Origin of the sequence: Mycolicibacterium pyrenivorans, from assembly GCF_025821625.1 — a bacterium.
Lineage (GTDB): Bacteria > Actinomycetota > Actinomycetes > Mycobacteriales > Mycobacteriaceae > Mycobacterium > Mycobacterium pyrenivorans.
The window spans coordinates 1-15354 of record NZ_JACKSH010000171.1; the positions used below are offsets into that span (position 1 = coordinate 1).

The 15354-nt window shown below is 64.4% G+C and carries 12 protein-coding genes and 1 pseudogene; 8 read left to right on the forward strand and 5 right to left on the reverse strand.

What is annotated here, in order from left to right; translation table 11 throughout:
- The first annotated feature begins 255 nt into the window (after positions 1–255).
- From H7I57_RS20040 to ligD, 3 genes are all read left to right on the forward strand, one after another.
- Entirely contained in the window at positions 256–1572 is a 1317-nt protein-coding gene (locus tag H7I57_RS20040) for an IS256 family transposase (RefSeq protein WP_048471220.1), read from the forward strand.
- A 1946-nt stretch (positions 1573–3518) separates the two neighbouring features.
- Positions 3519–5258: an AIPR family protein gene (locus H7I57_RS33525; protein WP_053083016.1), complete on the forward strand. Its 1740-nt coding sequence runs from the start codon at positions 3519–3521 to the stop codon at positions 5256–5258.
- 134 nt (positions 5259–5392) lie between these two features.
- The gene (ligD, locus tag H7I57_RS20060) at positions 5393–6331 is read left to right on the forward strand and encodes a non-homologous end-joining DNA ligase (protein ID WP_048471218.1); all 939 of its coding nucleotides are present in this window, start codon (positions 5393–5395) and stop codon (positions 6329–6331) included.
- Here ligD and H7I57_RS20065 read toward each other — a convergent pair whose 3' ends face one another.
- The 3 genes from H7I57_RS20065 to vapB all read right to left on the reverse strand — a co-directional run bounded on the left by H7I57_RS20065 (position 6332) and on the right by vapB (position 8960).
- Complete coding sequence (locus H7I57_RS20065) at positions 6332–7756, reverse strand: serine/threonine-protein kinase (protein WP_443678337.1); 1425 nt, start codon at positions 7754–7756, stop codon at positions 6332–6334.
- A 377-nt stretch (positions 7757–8133) separates the two neighbouring features.
- Positions 8134–8742: a PIN domain-containing protein gene (locus H7I57_RS33820; RefSeq protein ID WP_264025559.1), complete on the reverse strand. Its 609-nt coding sequence runs from the start codon at positions 8740–8742 to the stop codon at positions 8134–8136.
- On the reverse strand, positions 8733–8960 hold the full coding sequence (gene vapB, locus H7I57_RS20075) for a type II toxin-antitoxin system VapB family antitoxin (RefSeq protein ID WP_048471216.1): 228 nt from the start codon (positions 8958–8960) through the stop codon (positions 8733–8735). Before vapB ends, H7I57_RS33820 begins: the two co-directional genes overlap by 10 nt.
- Before the next feature lie 144 nt (positions 8961–9104).
- Here vapB and H7I57_RS20080 point away from each other — a divergent pair, with 144 nt between their 5' ends.
- Positions 9105–10061 carry a DUF4226 domain-containing protein gene (locus H7I57_RS20080; protein WP_041321962.1) on the forward strand — a complete coding sequence of 319 codons (957 nt, stop codon included), beginning with the start codon at positions 9105–9107 and terminating at the stop codon, positions 10059–10061.
- Between the two features lie 31 nt (positions 10062–10092).
- On the opposite strand, the gene H7I57_RS20085 is transcribed toward H7I57_RS20080, so the two are convergent.
- Complete coding sequence (locus H7I57_RS20085) at positions 10093–10518, reverse strand: hypothetical protein (protein ID WP_264025562.1); 426 nt, start codon at positions 10516–10518, stop codon at positions 10093–10095.
- On the opposite strand from H7I57_RS20085, the gene H7I57_RS20090 reads away from it, so the two are divergent.
- The gene (locus tag H7I57_RS20090; protein WP_264025564.1) at positions 10517–10819 is read left to right on the forward strand and encodes a hypothetical protein; all 303 of its coding nucleotides are present in this window, start codon (positions 10517–10519) and stop codon (positions 10817–10819) included. The genes H7I57_RS20085 and H7I57_RS20090 overlap by 2 nt on opposite strands.
- 78 nt (positions 10820–10897) lie before the next feature.
- On the opposite strand, the gene H7I57_RS20095 is transcribed toward H7I57_RS20090, so the two are convergent.
- Complete coding sequence (locus tag H7I57_RS20095; RefSeq protein WP_264025566.1) at positions 10898–11602, reverse strand: hypothetical protein; 705 nt, start codon at positions 11600–11602, stop codon at positions 10898–10900.
- Positions 11603–12254: 652 nt separating this feature from the next.
- Here H7I57_RS20095 and H7I57_RS20100 point away from each other — a divergent pair.
- The 3 genes and pseudogenes from H7I57_RS20100 to H7I57_RS20110 all read left to right on the forward strand — a co-directional run.
- Positions 12255–13358 carry a tyrosine-type recombinase/integrase gene (locus H7I57_RS20100; protein ID WP_264025567.1) on the forward strand — a complete coding sequence of 368 codons (1104 nt, stop codon included), beginning with the start codon at positions 12255–12257 and terminating at the stop codon, positions 13356–13358.
- A complete protein-coding gene (locus H7I57_RS20105; RefSeq protein WP_264025568.1) occupies positions 13355–13702 on the forward strand; it encodes a helix-turn-helix domain-containing protein in 348 nt (115 codons plus the stop codon). Before H7I57_RS20100 ends, H7I57_RS20105 begins: the two co-directional genes overlap by 4 nt.
- A gap of 76 nt (positions 13703–13778) precedes the next feature.
- Positions 13779–15179: pseudogene (locus H7I57_RS20110) on the forward strand (site-specific integrase); the annotation flags it as partial.
- Between the last annotated feature and the right edge of the window lie 175 nt (positions 15180–15354).

Here is a 15354-nt window from a genome sequence, read left to right on the forward strand (position 1 = left end):
TGGGGGAGCTGCCCCGAGCCTGTGGGCCCGCAGCGCAGCGGAGGCCGTGGCCTTGCGCGGAGCGGACCGCCGGCCACAATCGGAGGGCCAGAAAGGCAGAACCACAGGCAAGGCCCGGGGGAGCAATGATCAGAACCTGTGGATGAGCCTCGGGATGGGGGCGTGAAAGTGGGCGCACCTTCCCGAGGATGATCTGAAAGTCAGTAGGTCCGATCATGAGCCGGCGTTGGCGCGCTGGTTCGGGAAGGTACGCCCATGCTCACCGTAGTTCACGACGCCGAGGACGCCAACGGCCACGAGGCCTCTGGGCGCTCGTTGTTGGACGAGATCGTCCGCGACGGTGCCCGGCAAATGCTGGCCGCGGCGTTGCAGGCCGAGGTCGCCGCGTATGTGGCCCAGTACGCCGATCAGCTCGACGACAACGGGCACCGGCTGGTGGTGCGCAACGGCTACCACCAGCCACGTGAGGTGTTGACCGCAGCCGGTGCGGTGCAGGTGAAAGCTCCACGAGTCAACGACAAACGCGTCGACCCCGACACTGGTGAGCGGAAACGGTTTTCCTCGGCGATCCTGCCGGCGTGGGCGCGCAAGTCACCGCAGATGAGCGAGGTGCTGCCGCTTTTGTATCTGCACGGGCTGTCGACCAGTGATTTCGGGCCGGCCCTGGAGCAGTTTCTGGGCTCGGGTGCCGGGTTGTCGGCCACCACGATCACCCGGCTGACCAGTCAGTGGCAAGATGAGGCCCGCGCGTTCGCCGCCCGGGACCTGTCGGGCACCGATTACGTCTACCTGTGGGTGGACGGCATCCACCTCAAGGTCCGCCTGGACCAGGAAAAGCTGTGCTTGCTGGTGATGCTGGGTGTGCGCGCTGACGGCCGCAAAGAACTGGTGGCGATCACCGACGGCTACCGCGAATCAACCGAGTCGTGGGCCGATCTGCTGCGCGACTGCCGCCGCCGCGGCATGACCGCCCCGGTGCTCGCGGTCGGCGATGGCGCACTCGGGTTCTGGAACGCGGTGCGTGAGGTGTTCCCGGCCACCAAAGAGCAGCGGTGCTGGTTTCATAAGCAGGCTAATGTTCTTGCCGCGCTGCCGAAATCAGCGCACCCGTCGGCGTTGGCGGCGATCAAGGAGATCTACAACGCCGAGGATATCGACAAGGCCCAGCTCGCGGTCAAAGCCTTCGAGGTCGACTTCGGGGCCAAGTATCCTAAAGCGGTCGCCAAGATCACCGACGATCTGGACACCCTGCTGGAGTTCTACCACTACCCGGCCGAACATTGGATTCACCTACGCACCACGAATCCGATCGAAAGCACCTTCGCCACAGTGCGTTTGCGCACCAAGGTCACCAAAGGCCCGGGATCACGCGCGGCCGGACTGGCTATGGCCTACAAGCTCATCGACGCCGCCGCGGCCCGCTGGCGCGCCGTCAACGCCCCACACCTGGTCGCTTTGGTCCGCGCCGGCGCGGTCTTCCACAAGGGAAAGCTGCTCGAACGCCCCACCGAGATCACCCCAACACAGCCGCCCACCGACGGCGCCGAACAACCCGGAACGGAGGTCGCCTGAACAACCCGATCCACAGGTATTGAAATTTCTCGGCCCGGGGCGTGCGTCGGGTACTGCCGCGTCGGGCACGGCAGTGCCATCTCCCCGACTGGAGTACAGCTGGTGTGAGTGGGGGAAATCTTTGCAGATCAGCGGTGCGCCGCGCCCTTAGGATCGCTGGTATGCCCGACTTCGATGTGCAAGTTGATATCAATTACCTGGCCAAGGTGGTCACCGAGGTTCGCGACCTCGCCGAGACCGTCCGCACGTACGGCCGNGCCGGGGCATCCACCATCGCCGCCGCCACACCGACGGCACTGCACGTGATAGCCGCCTACCTCGAATCGGAGATGCGCAGCTGGGCTCACACCGATGGCACNCATGCGCGGCTGTTCAACGAGNAGCTCGGCGGNGAGGCCATCCGGTTTCCCGAATTGCGGGCGGTGTTGACCTATGTGACGCCGTCTCCGGTNAGCCGCGAGGTGCAACAGGCCGAACTANGGGCCGCCGGCGCCCGCCTCAGGGCGGTGGCGCAGGAGTTGCCCTCACGCATGACGACGCAGTCGGTCCCGAAGTTCGTCTCTCTCATTGAGGAGCAGGCGGCAACCGTCATGGAGTTCGCCGATGGTCTCGGCTAGAACGGCNGGCCGGCGATGAGCCGCCGCAAAGCGACTCCGTGGGCGGCACCGGGCCTGCCCGACATTCGCCGGCAGTGGTGCAACGCTTTGGACAGCCTTGTCGACCACCAATCCAGCGCCCTCGCAGAACCGTCCGANGCCCTGGGAGCTGCGGGGGAGAGCCTTCGAAGGTTGAAGCGGCTGCAGGCGAAGCTGGCCGAGACGCTGAGTCAGATGAGCGGCGAAGCCGACATNATCAAACGTGCTGAGCTGTACTGGGTTTCACGCGACATGGTGGACGTCGCGCTCGACGCCGCCGACTCCCTTCCGGAGTGGACGCCCGCTGTCGCCGCNCCGGCNCCGACTGGGCTGTTGTGTTGGGCNAAGCCGGCCGGNNGNGTGCCATGGAATGCGTTGAGCCCCAACGATCCCACCGAGGTTTCGTGGGACGGGGTGTGGTGGTGGTCTCGCCCCGACGGGGTGCTGCAAATTCAGCCGTTGTCACGGTTGGCTAAGAACCCCGAGCTGCTCACCGAGGTTTCGTGGGACGGGGTGTGGTGGTGGTCTCGCCCCGACGGGGTGCTGCAAATTCAGCCGTTGTCACGGTTGGCTAAGAACCCCGAGCTGCTCTCCCCTTACGGGGTGTCCTCGCCGCTGTGGGTGACCAACCCGACGCTGCTGCTGCAGCCGTTAGTGCCGCGCACCGCTGAGGTGGCCCGATCGGCTGAGGCGTCGCCGTTGGTGAGTGTCGTCGGAGCGGCCTGGCTCCTGATGGGCCAACCCACCGTCGCCTCCACCCGCGTCCTCGGCAGTGCACCGCCACCGCAGACCGAGGAATCCCCTACTGCGGCCGCGGACCCGAACCGGGTGAGCATCATTGAGCTGCGACGACCCATGAGCCCGCCCGGGGAACGCGATGGTTCATGCGGTGACCGTCAGTACCGCCACCGATGGTGGGTTGGCGGCCACTGGCGTCAGCAGGCATGCGGGCCCAACCATGCCGATCGCCGCCCAAAGTGGATCGCTCCGTACGTCAAGGGCCCAGAGGGCGCGCCACTTAAGACCGACCGCGTTCACGTTTGGCGCCGTTGAGCCCAGCCGCCCCAGTTGGCTGATGATGATGGTGTGTAGGTTCTCAAGCCTGAGTGCACTTCTCACGAGTAACTGCACCACCGCTGCTCTGATTATAAAAAGCTGAGATACGCCGCAAACTCGCCCACTGCGCATTGCCGCCACTCAGAGCGACTCATAGATGTTCAATAGCCAACGAGTGATCTGCTTCTGTCGGGGCCGCACTGCTGGGTCCGGAAGTATTTAACGCAGGGCGCGGTCGGGTTATACCGTTTCGGGGTGGTCAACAACGAGTTAGTTCTTCTGGATCAGGTGCTCAAGCAACGTCAGGACGAGCGCATTACACCTATCAAGGATGACGACGCCTTCGAGCTTTTCGCCTGCGAACAGGCGCTCGGAGACCGCGACCTCTCGACAGAGGAAGTTGCCGACGGTGTAGTTGGCGGCGGCAATGACGGTGGCCTTGACGGCGTGTACGTCTTTCTGGGCGATGTGCTCTTGGCTGAGGACAGTGATGTCTTTCAGGACGATTTCGTACCAGGTAGGGTCGCTGCTCGTTCTCGACTTGAGTTATGGATGGTGCAGGCAAAAAGAGACACTTCATTCTCCGAATCGGCGATCGAAAAGGTAGCCGATTCCTGTCGGCGGCTGTTAAGCCTGGCCGAGGACGAGGCCGACCTGGAGCAGCTGTATTCGACCGCGGTGGTGACGCGCACGGGATTTTTCCGCCGCGCACTTCAGGTTCTGGCCGCTCGACATCCCCAGGTGACGATTCGGTTCGTGTACGCAACACGAGGCCAACTCGATACGATCAACACGAAGGTTGAGATTAAGGCGCGCGACCTTCGTCGACAGTTCGACGAAGTTGTTTCCGGCGCAACCGGCATCGTAGATTTCCTCGGGGCCGCAGAGTTGTGGCAGCGGGCGACAGCACACCCGTCGTACACGATGCAGCTCACCTACCAGGAGAATGCAACCAGTGGGAACAGCCATGTGGCACTGGTACGACTGCGGGATTATCTGCAGTTCTTGGCCGACGAACACGGCGATCTGCGGCGTCACATCTTCGACTGGAACGTGCGTGACTATCAGGGCGACGTCGAAGTCAACAAGGAGATCCGCCAGTCGCTCGAGGACCTAGAGGGGCCGGAGTTCTGGTGGTTAAACAATGGGATCACGGTCATTTGCTCAAGGGCGACGGTCGTCGGCAAGACGTACGCGCTTGACGACGTGCAGGTGGTCAATGGCCTGCAGACCTCGCACACTGTCTTCGATGTGTTGCGCGGCGCCGCAGAAGACCATCCCGCTCTAGACCGTGCGGTTCTGGTGCGGATCCTTGTCACCGACGATGCATCGACTCGCGATCGCGTTATCCGCGCGACCAACCGACAGACTTCGGTGCCGGCCGCTTCCCTTCGCGCTACAGACGAGATCCAGCGCGACATCGAGGCATACTTCCTCCCCCACGGTTGGTTCTATGATCGTCGGAAGAACTACTACCGGAACAACGGCAAGAGCGTCGAGCGCATCGTGAGCATTCCGCTGCTCGCTCAAGCCGTCATGGCGATGGGACTGAGCCGGCCCGACAATTCGCGCGCCCGTCCATCTAGCCTGCTCAAACGTGACGACGATTACCGGAAGATCTTCTCAAGGGATATCGCGCTTGATGTCTATCTTTGGATGGCCCAGTCGCAGAAGGCCGTTGACTCATTCCTCCTCTCTGAGGAGGCGGGAACTACGCCCCAGGAACGAACTAATCTGCGCTTCCACCTGTCGATGATCGCGGCCGCCCGGCTTCTCAAAGCTCAAGTGCACAATCCGGCGCAGCTACAAACTATCGCGGCGTCCGGCACGACCATCACCTCGACTGATCTAACGGAATGTCTTGAGGTCCTTCGGGAGAGTTTGAGTGCGCGGGTCGATGAGACCGGCGACGGGCCTGACAAGATCGTGAAGGGCCCAAAGTTCGTTGACCTTCTGCTTGAACGCGCGCTACCAAAGCCAAATGCGGGGGTTTGACGATCTCAAACGACGGCTTCCCAGCCCAGGTGAGAACCGGTGCTGTCTAGCACAACGCCGGCGCCGCCGGTAGGTACCTTCGAAGCGTGACCCGCACTTCGTTGTCGCCCGACCGCCTCGTGGCCCCTGCGCCCATGTTGGCGACGCTGGGCCCGGCACCCCGCGGCGGTCAGTTTGCTGTAGAAGTGAAGTTTGATGGCCAGCGGGGGATGGTGACTGTTGATCGCCGTCTTCGTGTGACGTCGCGCAATGGGGCGGACATCACCGAAACCTTCCCCGAGTTATCCGCCGTCGCAGCTGCGGTCGGTGGCCGTCGAATGGTCCTCGACGGCGAGATTGTCGCCGTCGACGAGCACGGGCGCCCGTCGTTTAGACGGCTTCAGCGGCGGTGGCCTCAGCAGCGTCGGCCCAGCGTGCAGCTCGTGCGTGAGGTTCCCACGCGTTTTCTAGCCTTCGATGTGGTGAACATCGACGGCGAGGACGTCATGCACTGGCCTTACCGGGAGCGGCGCGAGCTGTTGGACACACTGATGGTGATGGAGCGTTCGCCAGCACTGACGGTGCCCCGACACTGGACCGATGTCGCTCCTGCCGACATGCTCGCTATCTGCGCTGATCAGCACCATGAGGGCATCGTGTGTAAACGGCTGGATTCGCCATACCGGTCGGGGCGGTCCCGGGACTGGATCAAAGTTCCAGTGCGCGCGACAACCGAGGCGGTGATCGTGGGGGCGTTCGCCGGCCCTCGCGGTGAGGTTGGGGCCCTGATCCTGGCGGCCCACGACGAGGCGGGCCGACTTGTGCTGCTGGGTCAGGTGGGCACGGGTTTTAGCGGTGCCGAACGTCGCCGCCTGGCCACACTGTTGGCCGGGACCGAGGCCCCCGCGCCGCCGGTGGCAGAGGGGGCGTCGATGTCGGGGGTCCAGTGGTTCAAGCCGCGGTATGTCGGTGAGGTTGCCTATCGCGAGTATCACGCGGGCAAAGGCCTGCGCCATGCGTCGTGGAAGGGGCTGCGTTCCGCGCCCGTGTCGGCGGTGTGTTTGCCGCGCGATGCCGGCGCGGTAGCCGGCTGATTACGAGTGTGTGCCCCACCAGGCGTAGAGCTGGTCCAGCCGAGGGTCGTTAGGGCCATCTGATTGCACGTCGGCGATGAGCCGTTGCGCGTCATTGGTCCACACCACGCGCGGCCGGCCATTGCTCAGCCCGCACAGCACGGTTCCGCGGGTGACGGCGGGGGTGTCGTTGCGGCGCCACGGGCCGGGGGACTGGATGTTTCCGGGGCAGACCACCACTGTCGTGGATTCGACGAGCTGGTCGAACGTGGTGCGCAGCGCCTCGGGTCCGCCGGCCAGGGTGTAGGTGGCGCTGCGGGGTCCACCAGGGTCGGTGTTTGGTCCGCAGGTGATCACCGTCGCGCCATCGGGGGATGGTGCTGGGGTGCATGCGTCGGCGGGATAGCCGGACGGGAGCAGCCGCCGGAGGTCCTCCAGCGCTGCGGGCGGGGCCGCAGTGGTCGTCGCTGGCGCCGCCGTGGGTGCGGTGTCGGGCGGGTCGGAGCCGCGGCCGATAAGCCACACCGAGAGGGCGACGATGAGCACGCCGGCGACTGCGATCGCTGCGAGCAGCTGGCGCCGTTGCGAGACGGCACGGGTATGAGGGAGCAGGCTGATGAAATCCGCTGCTGCGCCGTGGGACTCGGCCCCGCCTACCTCGGTGCGGGGTGGCGGCTCGTCGCGATCGGCGGGCGGCGCTACTGGCGCCGAGGGCAGGGGGAGGGTGAGTGCTGCGTTAGCCGCGGCCGCGAAGTCGCCGGCGGTGGGGTAGCGGTCAGCGGGATTCTTGGCCAGCGCCTTGGCGATCACGCTGTCCAGTTGTGGTGAGGCCCAGGTAAGCCGGTCGGACACCCGGGGCGGGGTGGTGTCCAGATGAGCTTTCACTGTGGCGCCGACCCCGGCGTCTGTCGGGTAGGGGTGTTCTCCAGTCAGCAGTCGAAAGAGCGTGCACGCGAGCGAGTACACGTCGGCGCGTCCGTCCAAAGCTGCTGTCCCGGTGATGACTTCGGGCGCGCTGTAGGCGAGGGTGGCGCTCATTGGCCCGTTGCCAGCTCCGCGGCTGTGGGGGGACAGGGCGGCACCGAAGTCGGTGAGCACGACGCGGTCGAGACCGCCCGGCAGTTTCTGGGCGGCGATCAGGAAGTTCGAGGNTCCGCGGCTGTGGGGGGACAGGGCGGCACCGAAGTCGGTGAGCACGACGCGGTCGAGACCGCCCGGCAGTTTCTGGGCGGCGATCAGGAAGTTCGAGGGTTTGATGTCTTGGTGCACGACCCCGTGGGAGTGCGCGTAGTCCAGGGCNCGGGCGACCTCGGTGATGATGTGGACNGCCCGCTCGGGTGTCATCTGTCCGTCGCGCAGCGCAGTCTCGGCGTTGGTTCCCTCGACGTACTCCATGGCGATCCACAGTTGGCCGGTGTCGGTCTCGCCGCGGCTGAACACGCGCACGATGTTGGGATGTTCGAGNCTCGGCGTTGGTTCCCTCGACGTACTCCATGGCGATCCACAGTTGGCCGGTGTCGGTCTCGCCGCGGCTGAACACGCGCACGATGTTGGGATGTTCGAGCCCGGCGGTGATGTCGGCTTCGTGGAGGAACTGGGCGCGAACGTGGTCGCCGTTGGCGTGCTCGGGTTGAAGCACTTTGAGNACTTCCCGGCGCGGCAGGGTGGGACTGTGCACCAGGTAGACNGTCGCCATCGCCGTGACGGCCAGGACCCGCTCGACGCGGTATCCGGCGATGTTGGTGGGCGGCGGGGGCTGGCCCTTAGGTGCGGTCATGTCGACGCCTTCCCTGCCGAACGGTGACGGCTGCGCACGTGTGTGCTCATAGGCGGAGCCGTTCGACGGCTTGTCCGGTGACTTGCGCGATCAGGTCGAAGTCCGTGTCGAGGGCAAGCACGGTGAGGCCGGCCATCTCAGCGACCGCGGCCACCAGCAGATCCGGGATCGCCGGGGCGCGGTGCAGCCCACGGTCGGCCAGCTGGAGCTGCACGCCCACGGCGCGGTCCTCGGCGGCTGGGGTCAGGTACTCCAGCAGATCCGGGATCGCCGGGGCGCGGTGCAGCCCACGGTCGGCCAGCTGGAGCTGCACGCCCACGGCGCGGTCCTCGGCGGCTGGGGTCAGGTACTCGAGCGGCATCAATGCCAGCGGCGGTGCGCCTGATTCGCTGCGGGCCTGCGATCCGTTGCGGAACGAGTAGCCGATCTGTAGGCGGGTGACGGTGCTCATGCGCACGAGCAATGCCAGCGGCGGTGCGCCTGATTCGCTGCGGGCCTGCGATCCGTTGCGGAACGAGTAGCCGATCTGTAGGCGGGTGACGGTGCTCATGCGCACGAGACCGCGTTCGATGCGCTCGACCCAGGCCTGGGCGTCTGGGGAGGCCACCAGTTGCGTGTAGGCCGATTTGTCGATGAGCCAGTTGGTCACCGCCACGCGGCGTCCATGATGTCGGGATCGTCGAGGTCGGTGGCCGCCGCGGCGGCGCGGCGTAGATCGTCGACGGTCATGGTCCGCGTGGGGGCGCTCACTGAACCTTCGGTCTCGAATCTGGTTCGCAGATATTCTTGGCGCGAGAGACCGCGGGCGGCGGCGTCGGCGTCGATACGCGCGATCGCCGCGTCGGACAGTCCGCGGATTAGGACATCGCCCATCTGGCGTGACCTCCTGATATCATCGCTATCAGTTTACAGGGCGTTTGGCTGGCCCCCTGCGGCGACACTCATATCGACTGAAACCCGCCCGGCTGCGCTGACTCCTGCTGTCACCAGGGCTCTGCATGCCCGATAATTGGTGGCGTGACCATTCAGCTTGAGGCGGCCCAGGCGCTGGCGGTGGTCGAACGCGCCCGCTCGCTGTTCGGTACACCCGGGCCTGTGGCGACGTCGGGAGCTCCTTTGCAGACGGCAGCGGAATCTGTCAGCGGCGCGGGTCAGCAGATGTCGGGCCTGTCTGGTCAGCTGGTGGATCGGCATGCGTCGGTGGTACAGCAGCAGAACCGGGAGCTGGTCACCGCCGGCCGTACCGACTCCACCTTGGAAGCTCGATTGGCCAACGCGGCGCAGATCACTGAGGGCGGGGCGCGCCAAATGGACACGATTGTCGCCCAGACGCGCTCGATCGCCGAGGTGGCTGGATCGGCTCGCACACCTGCGGCGGAGATGATGGTGCTCAAGGCTCTGCGGACGCAGGTCGCCCGCGCCCAGTCGGTGGTGGCTTCGACTCAGCAGCAGTCCAGCCAGGCCGCCGGAGAGGTGAGAGCGCTCAGCTACGGCTCCGGTGAGTTGCCCCAAGCTCCGGCCGACCTTCCTACCGACAAGCCGGGTGAAGACCCACCACACGGTGAAGATCCGCGGTACTGGCTCGATGTCACCAAGTTGACCTACGTGGGTGACGGCGAGCTCGCGCCACCGAACTACAAGCAGGTGGGCCCCAACCTCTGGTATCCAGACCCTGAGGGCGGCCTGGGGTATGTGCCGCCCCCTCCGCCGGCAAAGTACCCCCTCGATCTGAGCGACGTTCGGGTGATCGACCCGGACTCCGGTGCGCTCTTCCCGCCGGGCTATCAGCAGGTCGCTCCGGGAATTGGTGTCCCACACCCTGATTCCTATTACGGTGCGCAGCCGCCGTGGCCCAAGCCGCAGCAGCCCATTGATATCCGCGACGTGGTGGAGATAGCGCCAGATCAGCTTGCCCCGTGGGGTTACGTGGAGTACATGCCCGGGTGGTGGGTTCCCGATCCGTCCAGGCCCTAGCGAGGAAGCCACGGGGTTCGGGTTCGTAGCGTCAGATCAATCGCGGTTGGCCCTGGTGGTCCTCGACGATGCAGCGTTCGCGGCGCAGTAGCGCGTCCAGAAGGGCGTTGATATGCGCGACGGCGCGGTCGTCGAGGCGGACGGGCCCGTAGATGAAAACATGACCGGCGCCGGCGGTCAGTCCGACAGACTCCGGATCACCACCGGCACGTACATGCATCTCCCAGTGAATGCGCGATCCGACATCATCGGCGCGCGCATCGAGCAAGGCAAGACTGCTCGCTGAAACCCCCACCCGAAGATCGTAAGGGCACCTCAATAGGTTGCTGAGCAACAATTTTCGCCGCGCACCTGCTACCGCGCTACGGAAGACGGTGGGTCGGGTGGTGACGCGCTCGGGCGTGCTGACCAAGCGATTGACCACGGTGTCGCAGACGCGCCCTAGCATCAGCGCCATGCTTGGTTTCTGGGTTATCGCGTGGGCCGGATCGCTTCTCTTCGCGGCGTTGGCTGTTGAGACGTACGTGAAGCGCCGATGGCCATCCCGCAGCACACTGGGGCTGGGCGCGGTCGTTGGGCTCAGCGCCATCCTGTTCTCGTTCGTTGGTATCGGCGCCCTCGTCGAAGGCGCCCTTCATAGTGCGGCGTGGCTGCGCGACGACGAGATGGCGCTATGGGTCGGAATCCTGTGCCTCTGGTCCATCTTCGTGTTTGGTGCCCTCCGAGCGATCCCCTGGGTGGTCGCGCAGCGTGAGTGAAGATGACACCGCACTTCTAGTTAGCGTGCTGGCCGGAAGACTCAAATGTCCAGCAGCACAGCAGAACTGAGACCCGGGTTAACCGCCAGCTCGAACAGTGAACACCTCGTCGGCGACGCCTGCTAGGGCGGCGCGCGCATCGTCGAGGTAGGTGAACATCGTCGCCCGGCCGACCAGGGCCGGATGACCGGGGATTCCCGTGAGGCCGACATCGAGCCAGTCGCGGTCGAGCCGGTCGGCCGACACCAACTGACGACCAGGCCGGCCAGCGCCGTCGAGGGCAGAAGCGACCGCCATGCCTGAATTGGTCGGCAGCATTGTATGGATGACCTCGGCCACCGACCAGGCGCGTAGCCGGGAGACTGGCATGAGGTCGTCGACGATTGCGGCCACCACCGGCAGAACGGTGAATATTGGCATGCCGTCGAAGAATTCGATGTGTTCGTCGAGCGCCGCCTCAAGTTCTCCGCCGTTGAACAGCTCTCCGAAACGGGCCTCCCGAGTGCCCAACTGGGCGAGACGGTCAGCGACAGGCTGGCGGCTCTGTCCGAGGTGCACCAGCACGAAGTCCACCGCTCCAACCGTCACCGCGGGGGAGGCGGCCACCTCGGCTGCCAGATCGGTCATTCGTATCTCTGCGCGCCAATCGCGACACCAACTGACCGTGGCGGCGTCGAGGCTTTCGAAGTGCAGCACCGGCAGGCCCAGCTCCGCGGCGCCTCGGCGCGCCACTTGCGGCCGGCGTAGGTACTCGGCGAGGTCAACAGCAGCTGGTGCGCTCATCAGGTTGCACACTCCGTGGCAGCGGTCGGCATCCTCAATTCGTCACAGTGACGAAATAACGCGGCCGACCCGCAGCATATGTAGTGCGGTCGACGGGGGACGTGACGCGCACCCCAGTAGAGAACACCTGAAATTTCACTCGATCGCTGCCGGGCACCATTCGTGCCGGGCGGATGCACCGTCGGTGGCCGCAGGCCCATTCCGCGGCCGGCGCGCTCTTGGCGCACGCCATCGACCGAGGTGATCACCGCCGTGACGCTACCGGGCCGACACCGGACACTGCTTGTCCGGCTCACACACCCCGCCGGCAACTCTGGCAGCTGCGTAAGAACGCAACATGAATACTGCTGCGCCACAACACATTTCGCCGATAATAGCGATTATGTCAACTCAAGTACTCCGTTTTCATCTGATGAATCACGGCCGTCCCGAGTGACTCTCACTCATCCGCTTTGGCCCCGTTGGGTCAAACGCCATGGACGCCAAGGCTTTATGGATGATCTCGTTCGGCGTGTACCACGCATTTCAGGCGCGGCCGCTACGGCCCGCGTCGCAGAACCTTCGTTTCGCGATGGACCTACCAGCGCCGATGTGGTAATGATTCACTAGATGATTCAATGATGCATCTGATGAGACCACCTGGGAGGCCAAATTGCCCGTCGACAAGAGTGGTCGCGTGTTCCTCGTCGACTCGGTTCCGTTGCTTCATCCCGAGGCCCAAACCGTCGAGGAAATGCTCGATGGCTGGCGTAACCAGCAACTGTGCCGCAACCTCGCTCACGACACCATCGACAAGCGCATCGGCCTGGTTCGCCGCTTCATTGCCCACTCCAACGAGTTCCCATGGACCTGGACCCCAGCCATCGTTGAGGAGTTCTTCGCCGATCTACGTGGCATCAAAGGCCGCGCACAATCGACGTCCCGCGGTTATCAGAACGGCCTACGGTTGTTCTGCTCGTACATCGCCGACCCGGACTACGGCTGGGATCGAGTCTGCGAACAGCGTTTCGGCACGCACCCGGCTCAGGTGTTCTTCGCGTGGAACACCGCAGTCCACGTTCAGGACAATGAGCAGGATCCGACAAAGCGGCCGTTCACAAAGCAGGAGTTGCAGGACTTCTTCGATCACGCCGACGACCAAGTGTCCCTGATCGCCAACTCTCGGAAGAAAGGCTGGCTACCGGCCTACCGCGACTCGGTGATGTTCAAAGTCGCCTACTCGTATGGACTGCGCTTCAACGAACTTCGACATCTCCAGACGGTGGACTTCTCCCGCAATCCCCACGCTGGCGAATTCGGCCGCTATGGCGCCGTCCTAGTCCGTTACGGCAAACCAAAGAAAGGCTCGCCACCAAAGCGGCGCACCGTGCTGACCGTCTTCGACTGGACACCAGAGATTATCGCGGACTGGCTCACCCACGGGCAGCCGTACCTCGATGACGGCCTTGACCTGTTTCCCAGCGAACGCGGGTCACTGGTCGCCGAAAACACCCTGCTACGCAGATTCCGGCGATACTGCAACGACCTCGAGCTCTCCTCAGGCCTGGATCTGCACTCCTTCCGGCGCTCCTACATCACCCACCTCATCGAAGACGGCTGGGACGCCAAGTTTGTCCAAGACCAGGCCGGCCACGACAACGCCAGCACCACATCGCTCTACACCGGCGTTTCAAGCGACTTCCGCACCCGCACGCTGCGCCGAGTCCTGGACCAGACCATCAAAGACGCCCTCTCCTTCGACGAAGAGACCTCATGAAACGCGACGTCGACTACACCTGGCGCCTCGCCGAGCTGATGGCCGCACACGGCATGCACAACAGCACCGACCTCATCCCCCGCCTCGCCGAACGAGGCATTCAACTTTCGCGGCCACAGGTCTACCGCATCGTCCACCAGCGCCCAGAACGCGTGTCGCTTCAACTGTTGGCTGCACTCTGCGACATCCTTGGATGCGGCGTTGAAGACCTCGTCACCGTCACCGCCACCGACGCCCGCAAGAAGAAGGCCGCATCAAGCACCACCGCGCCACCCAACGTCGTTGAATTGAACAAGTCCGTCCGGCCACGACGAGCGCGGATCATCACCGATGGCAACGATTGACCCCACGCCGCGATCAACCACCCGCGGTCGACCACGCGTCACCACCGGTGCCCTCGAATGCAGCCGCTGCCACCGTATGGCCAACAAGCTCCGCGTTTACTGGCCTGGAGATCAGCTGTGCCACAGCTGCTTCTATACCGCCATGCGCATCCACGGCATCTGCCCCAACTGCGGACACGACGGCGTCCTACCTGGCCGACGCAACCGCACCGACCCCCACCCAGTCTGCTTGACCTGTGCGGGTATCCCCGGCGACTTCACCTGCGCAACCTGTCGTCAGGAAGGCGAAATCTACCGCTCCGGTCAGTGCGCCCGATGCGCTCTCCGTGAGGACCTCTGCAAAATACTGCTCCACCAGCCCGCCGACCTCGCCGCCATGCAAACGCTGATCGAAGTGCTCTGCGGCGTCGACAGACCCGAGAGCATCCTGACCTGGAAGCGCAACATCCAAGTGCTGGAGCTACTCGGTGGAATCACCTGCGGCGCCATACCATTGACGCATGACGGGCTCACCGCAGCAGGGTCCGGCCGCCATATCGACCACCTTCGTAGCCTGCTGCAACACCACGGACTGCTGCCACCACGCGATGAACACCTGGCGCGCTTCGAGGTTTGGCTCGCCGACAAACTCGATGCAATCGACTCCCCCACGGTCCGCGCCCCAGTCGAACAGTTCGCAACGTGGCACCACCTTCGCCGGCTCCGCAGTGAATCGCGACCCGGCCAATCCTCCGACGGCCCTAAGCGTTCCGCCAAGCAAGAAGTCACCGAGACCATCAAATTCCTCGTCTGGCTCGAGCAGACACATCAGCGAAGCATCGGCAACTGCACGCAACAAGACGTCGACGAATACCTGGCCTCAGGCCCGACAACCCGTCACCTGATCCGAACGTTCTTCATCTGGGCCAAGAGGAGCAAGCTCAACGTCGCCGTACAGATCGGCTTCAGGCAGGCGAAAACGACCCCCACAATCACGCAAGATCAACGACTTGCCTGGCTGAAAGAGCTGCTCGACGGCGACTCCGAAAGTCTGCCCTACCGCGTCGCCGGTGTGCTGCTGTTGCTGTATGCGCAGCCGCTGACCAAGATTGCCGCCCTGCAAACCACCGCAGTCTCCCAATCAGGCGGGGAGACCTGTATCGCGTTGGGCAAGCACCCTGTCCCTGTTCCGGAGCCGTTCGCCTCCCAGCTCAACTACCACCTTCGTCATCGCCCCAATCTGCGCACCGCCGGCGGAGCCGTTGGCACACCCTGGATCTTCACCAGCAACCGACCAGGCCGACACATCGATCCGCAGGCCATCATGAAGCGACTGCGAGCGCTCGGCATCGATCTGCAAGGCGCACGCAACACCGCCCTGCGAGAGTTGGTGTCCGCGATACCCGCTCCCCTCGTTGCCGAGATGCTCGGCTACAGCGACAAAGTCACGCAGAAGCACGTCGCCGAAGCCGGTAATACCTGGGCCCAATACGCGTCCGGCAATGATCGTACAAACATTCCCCGACGAGGATCTCAACGAGCGATGACCGACCCCTCCCAAGCCCGTGCAAACGACGCTACAGAGCAATCGGAAGCCCGATTTGACGAAAGTGCGCTGTTCGACGTCGACCCGCCTGTGCGACCCTACGACGTTCACCTCGAATCTCTGAGCG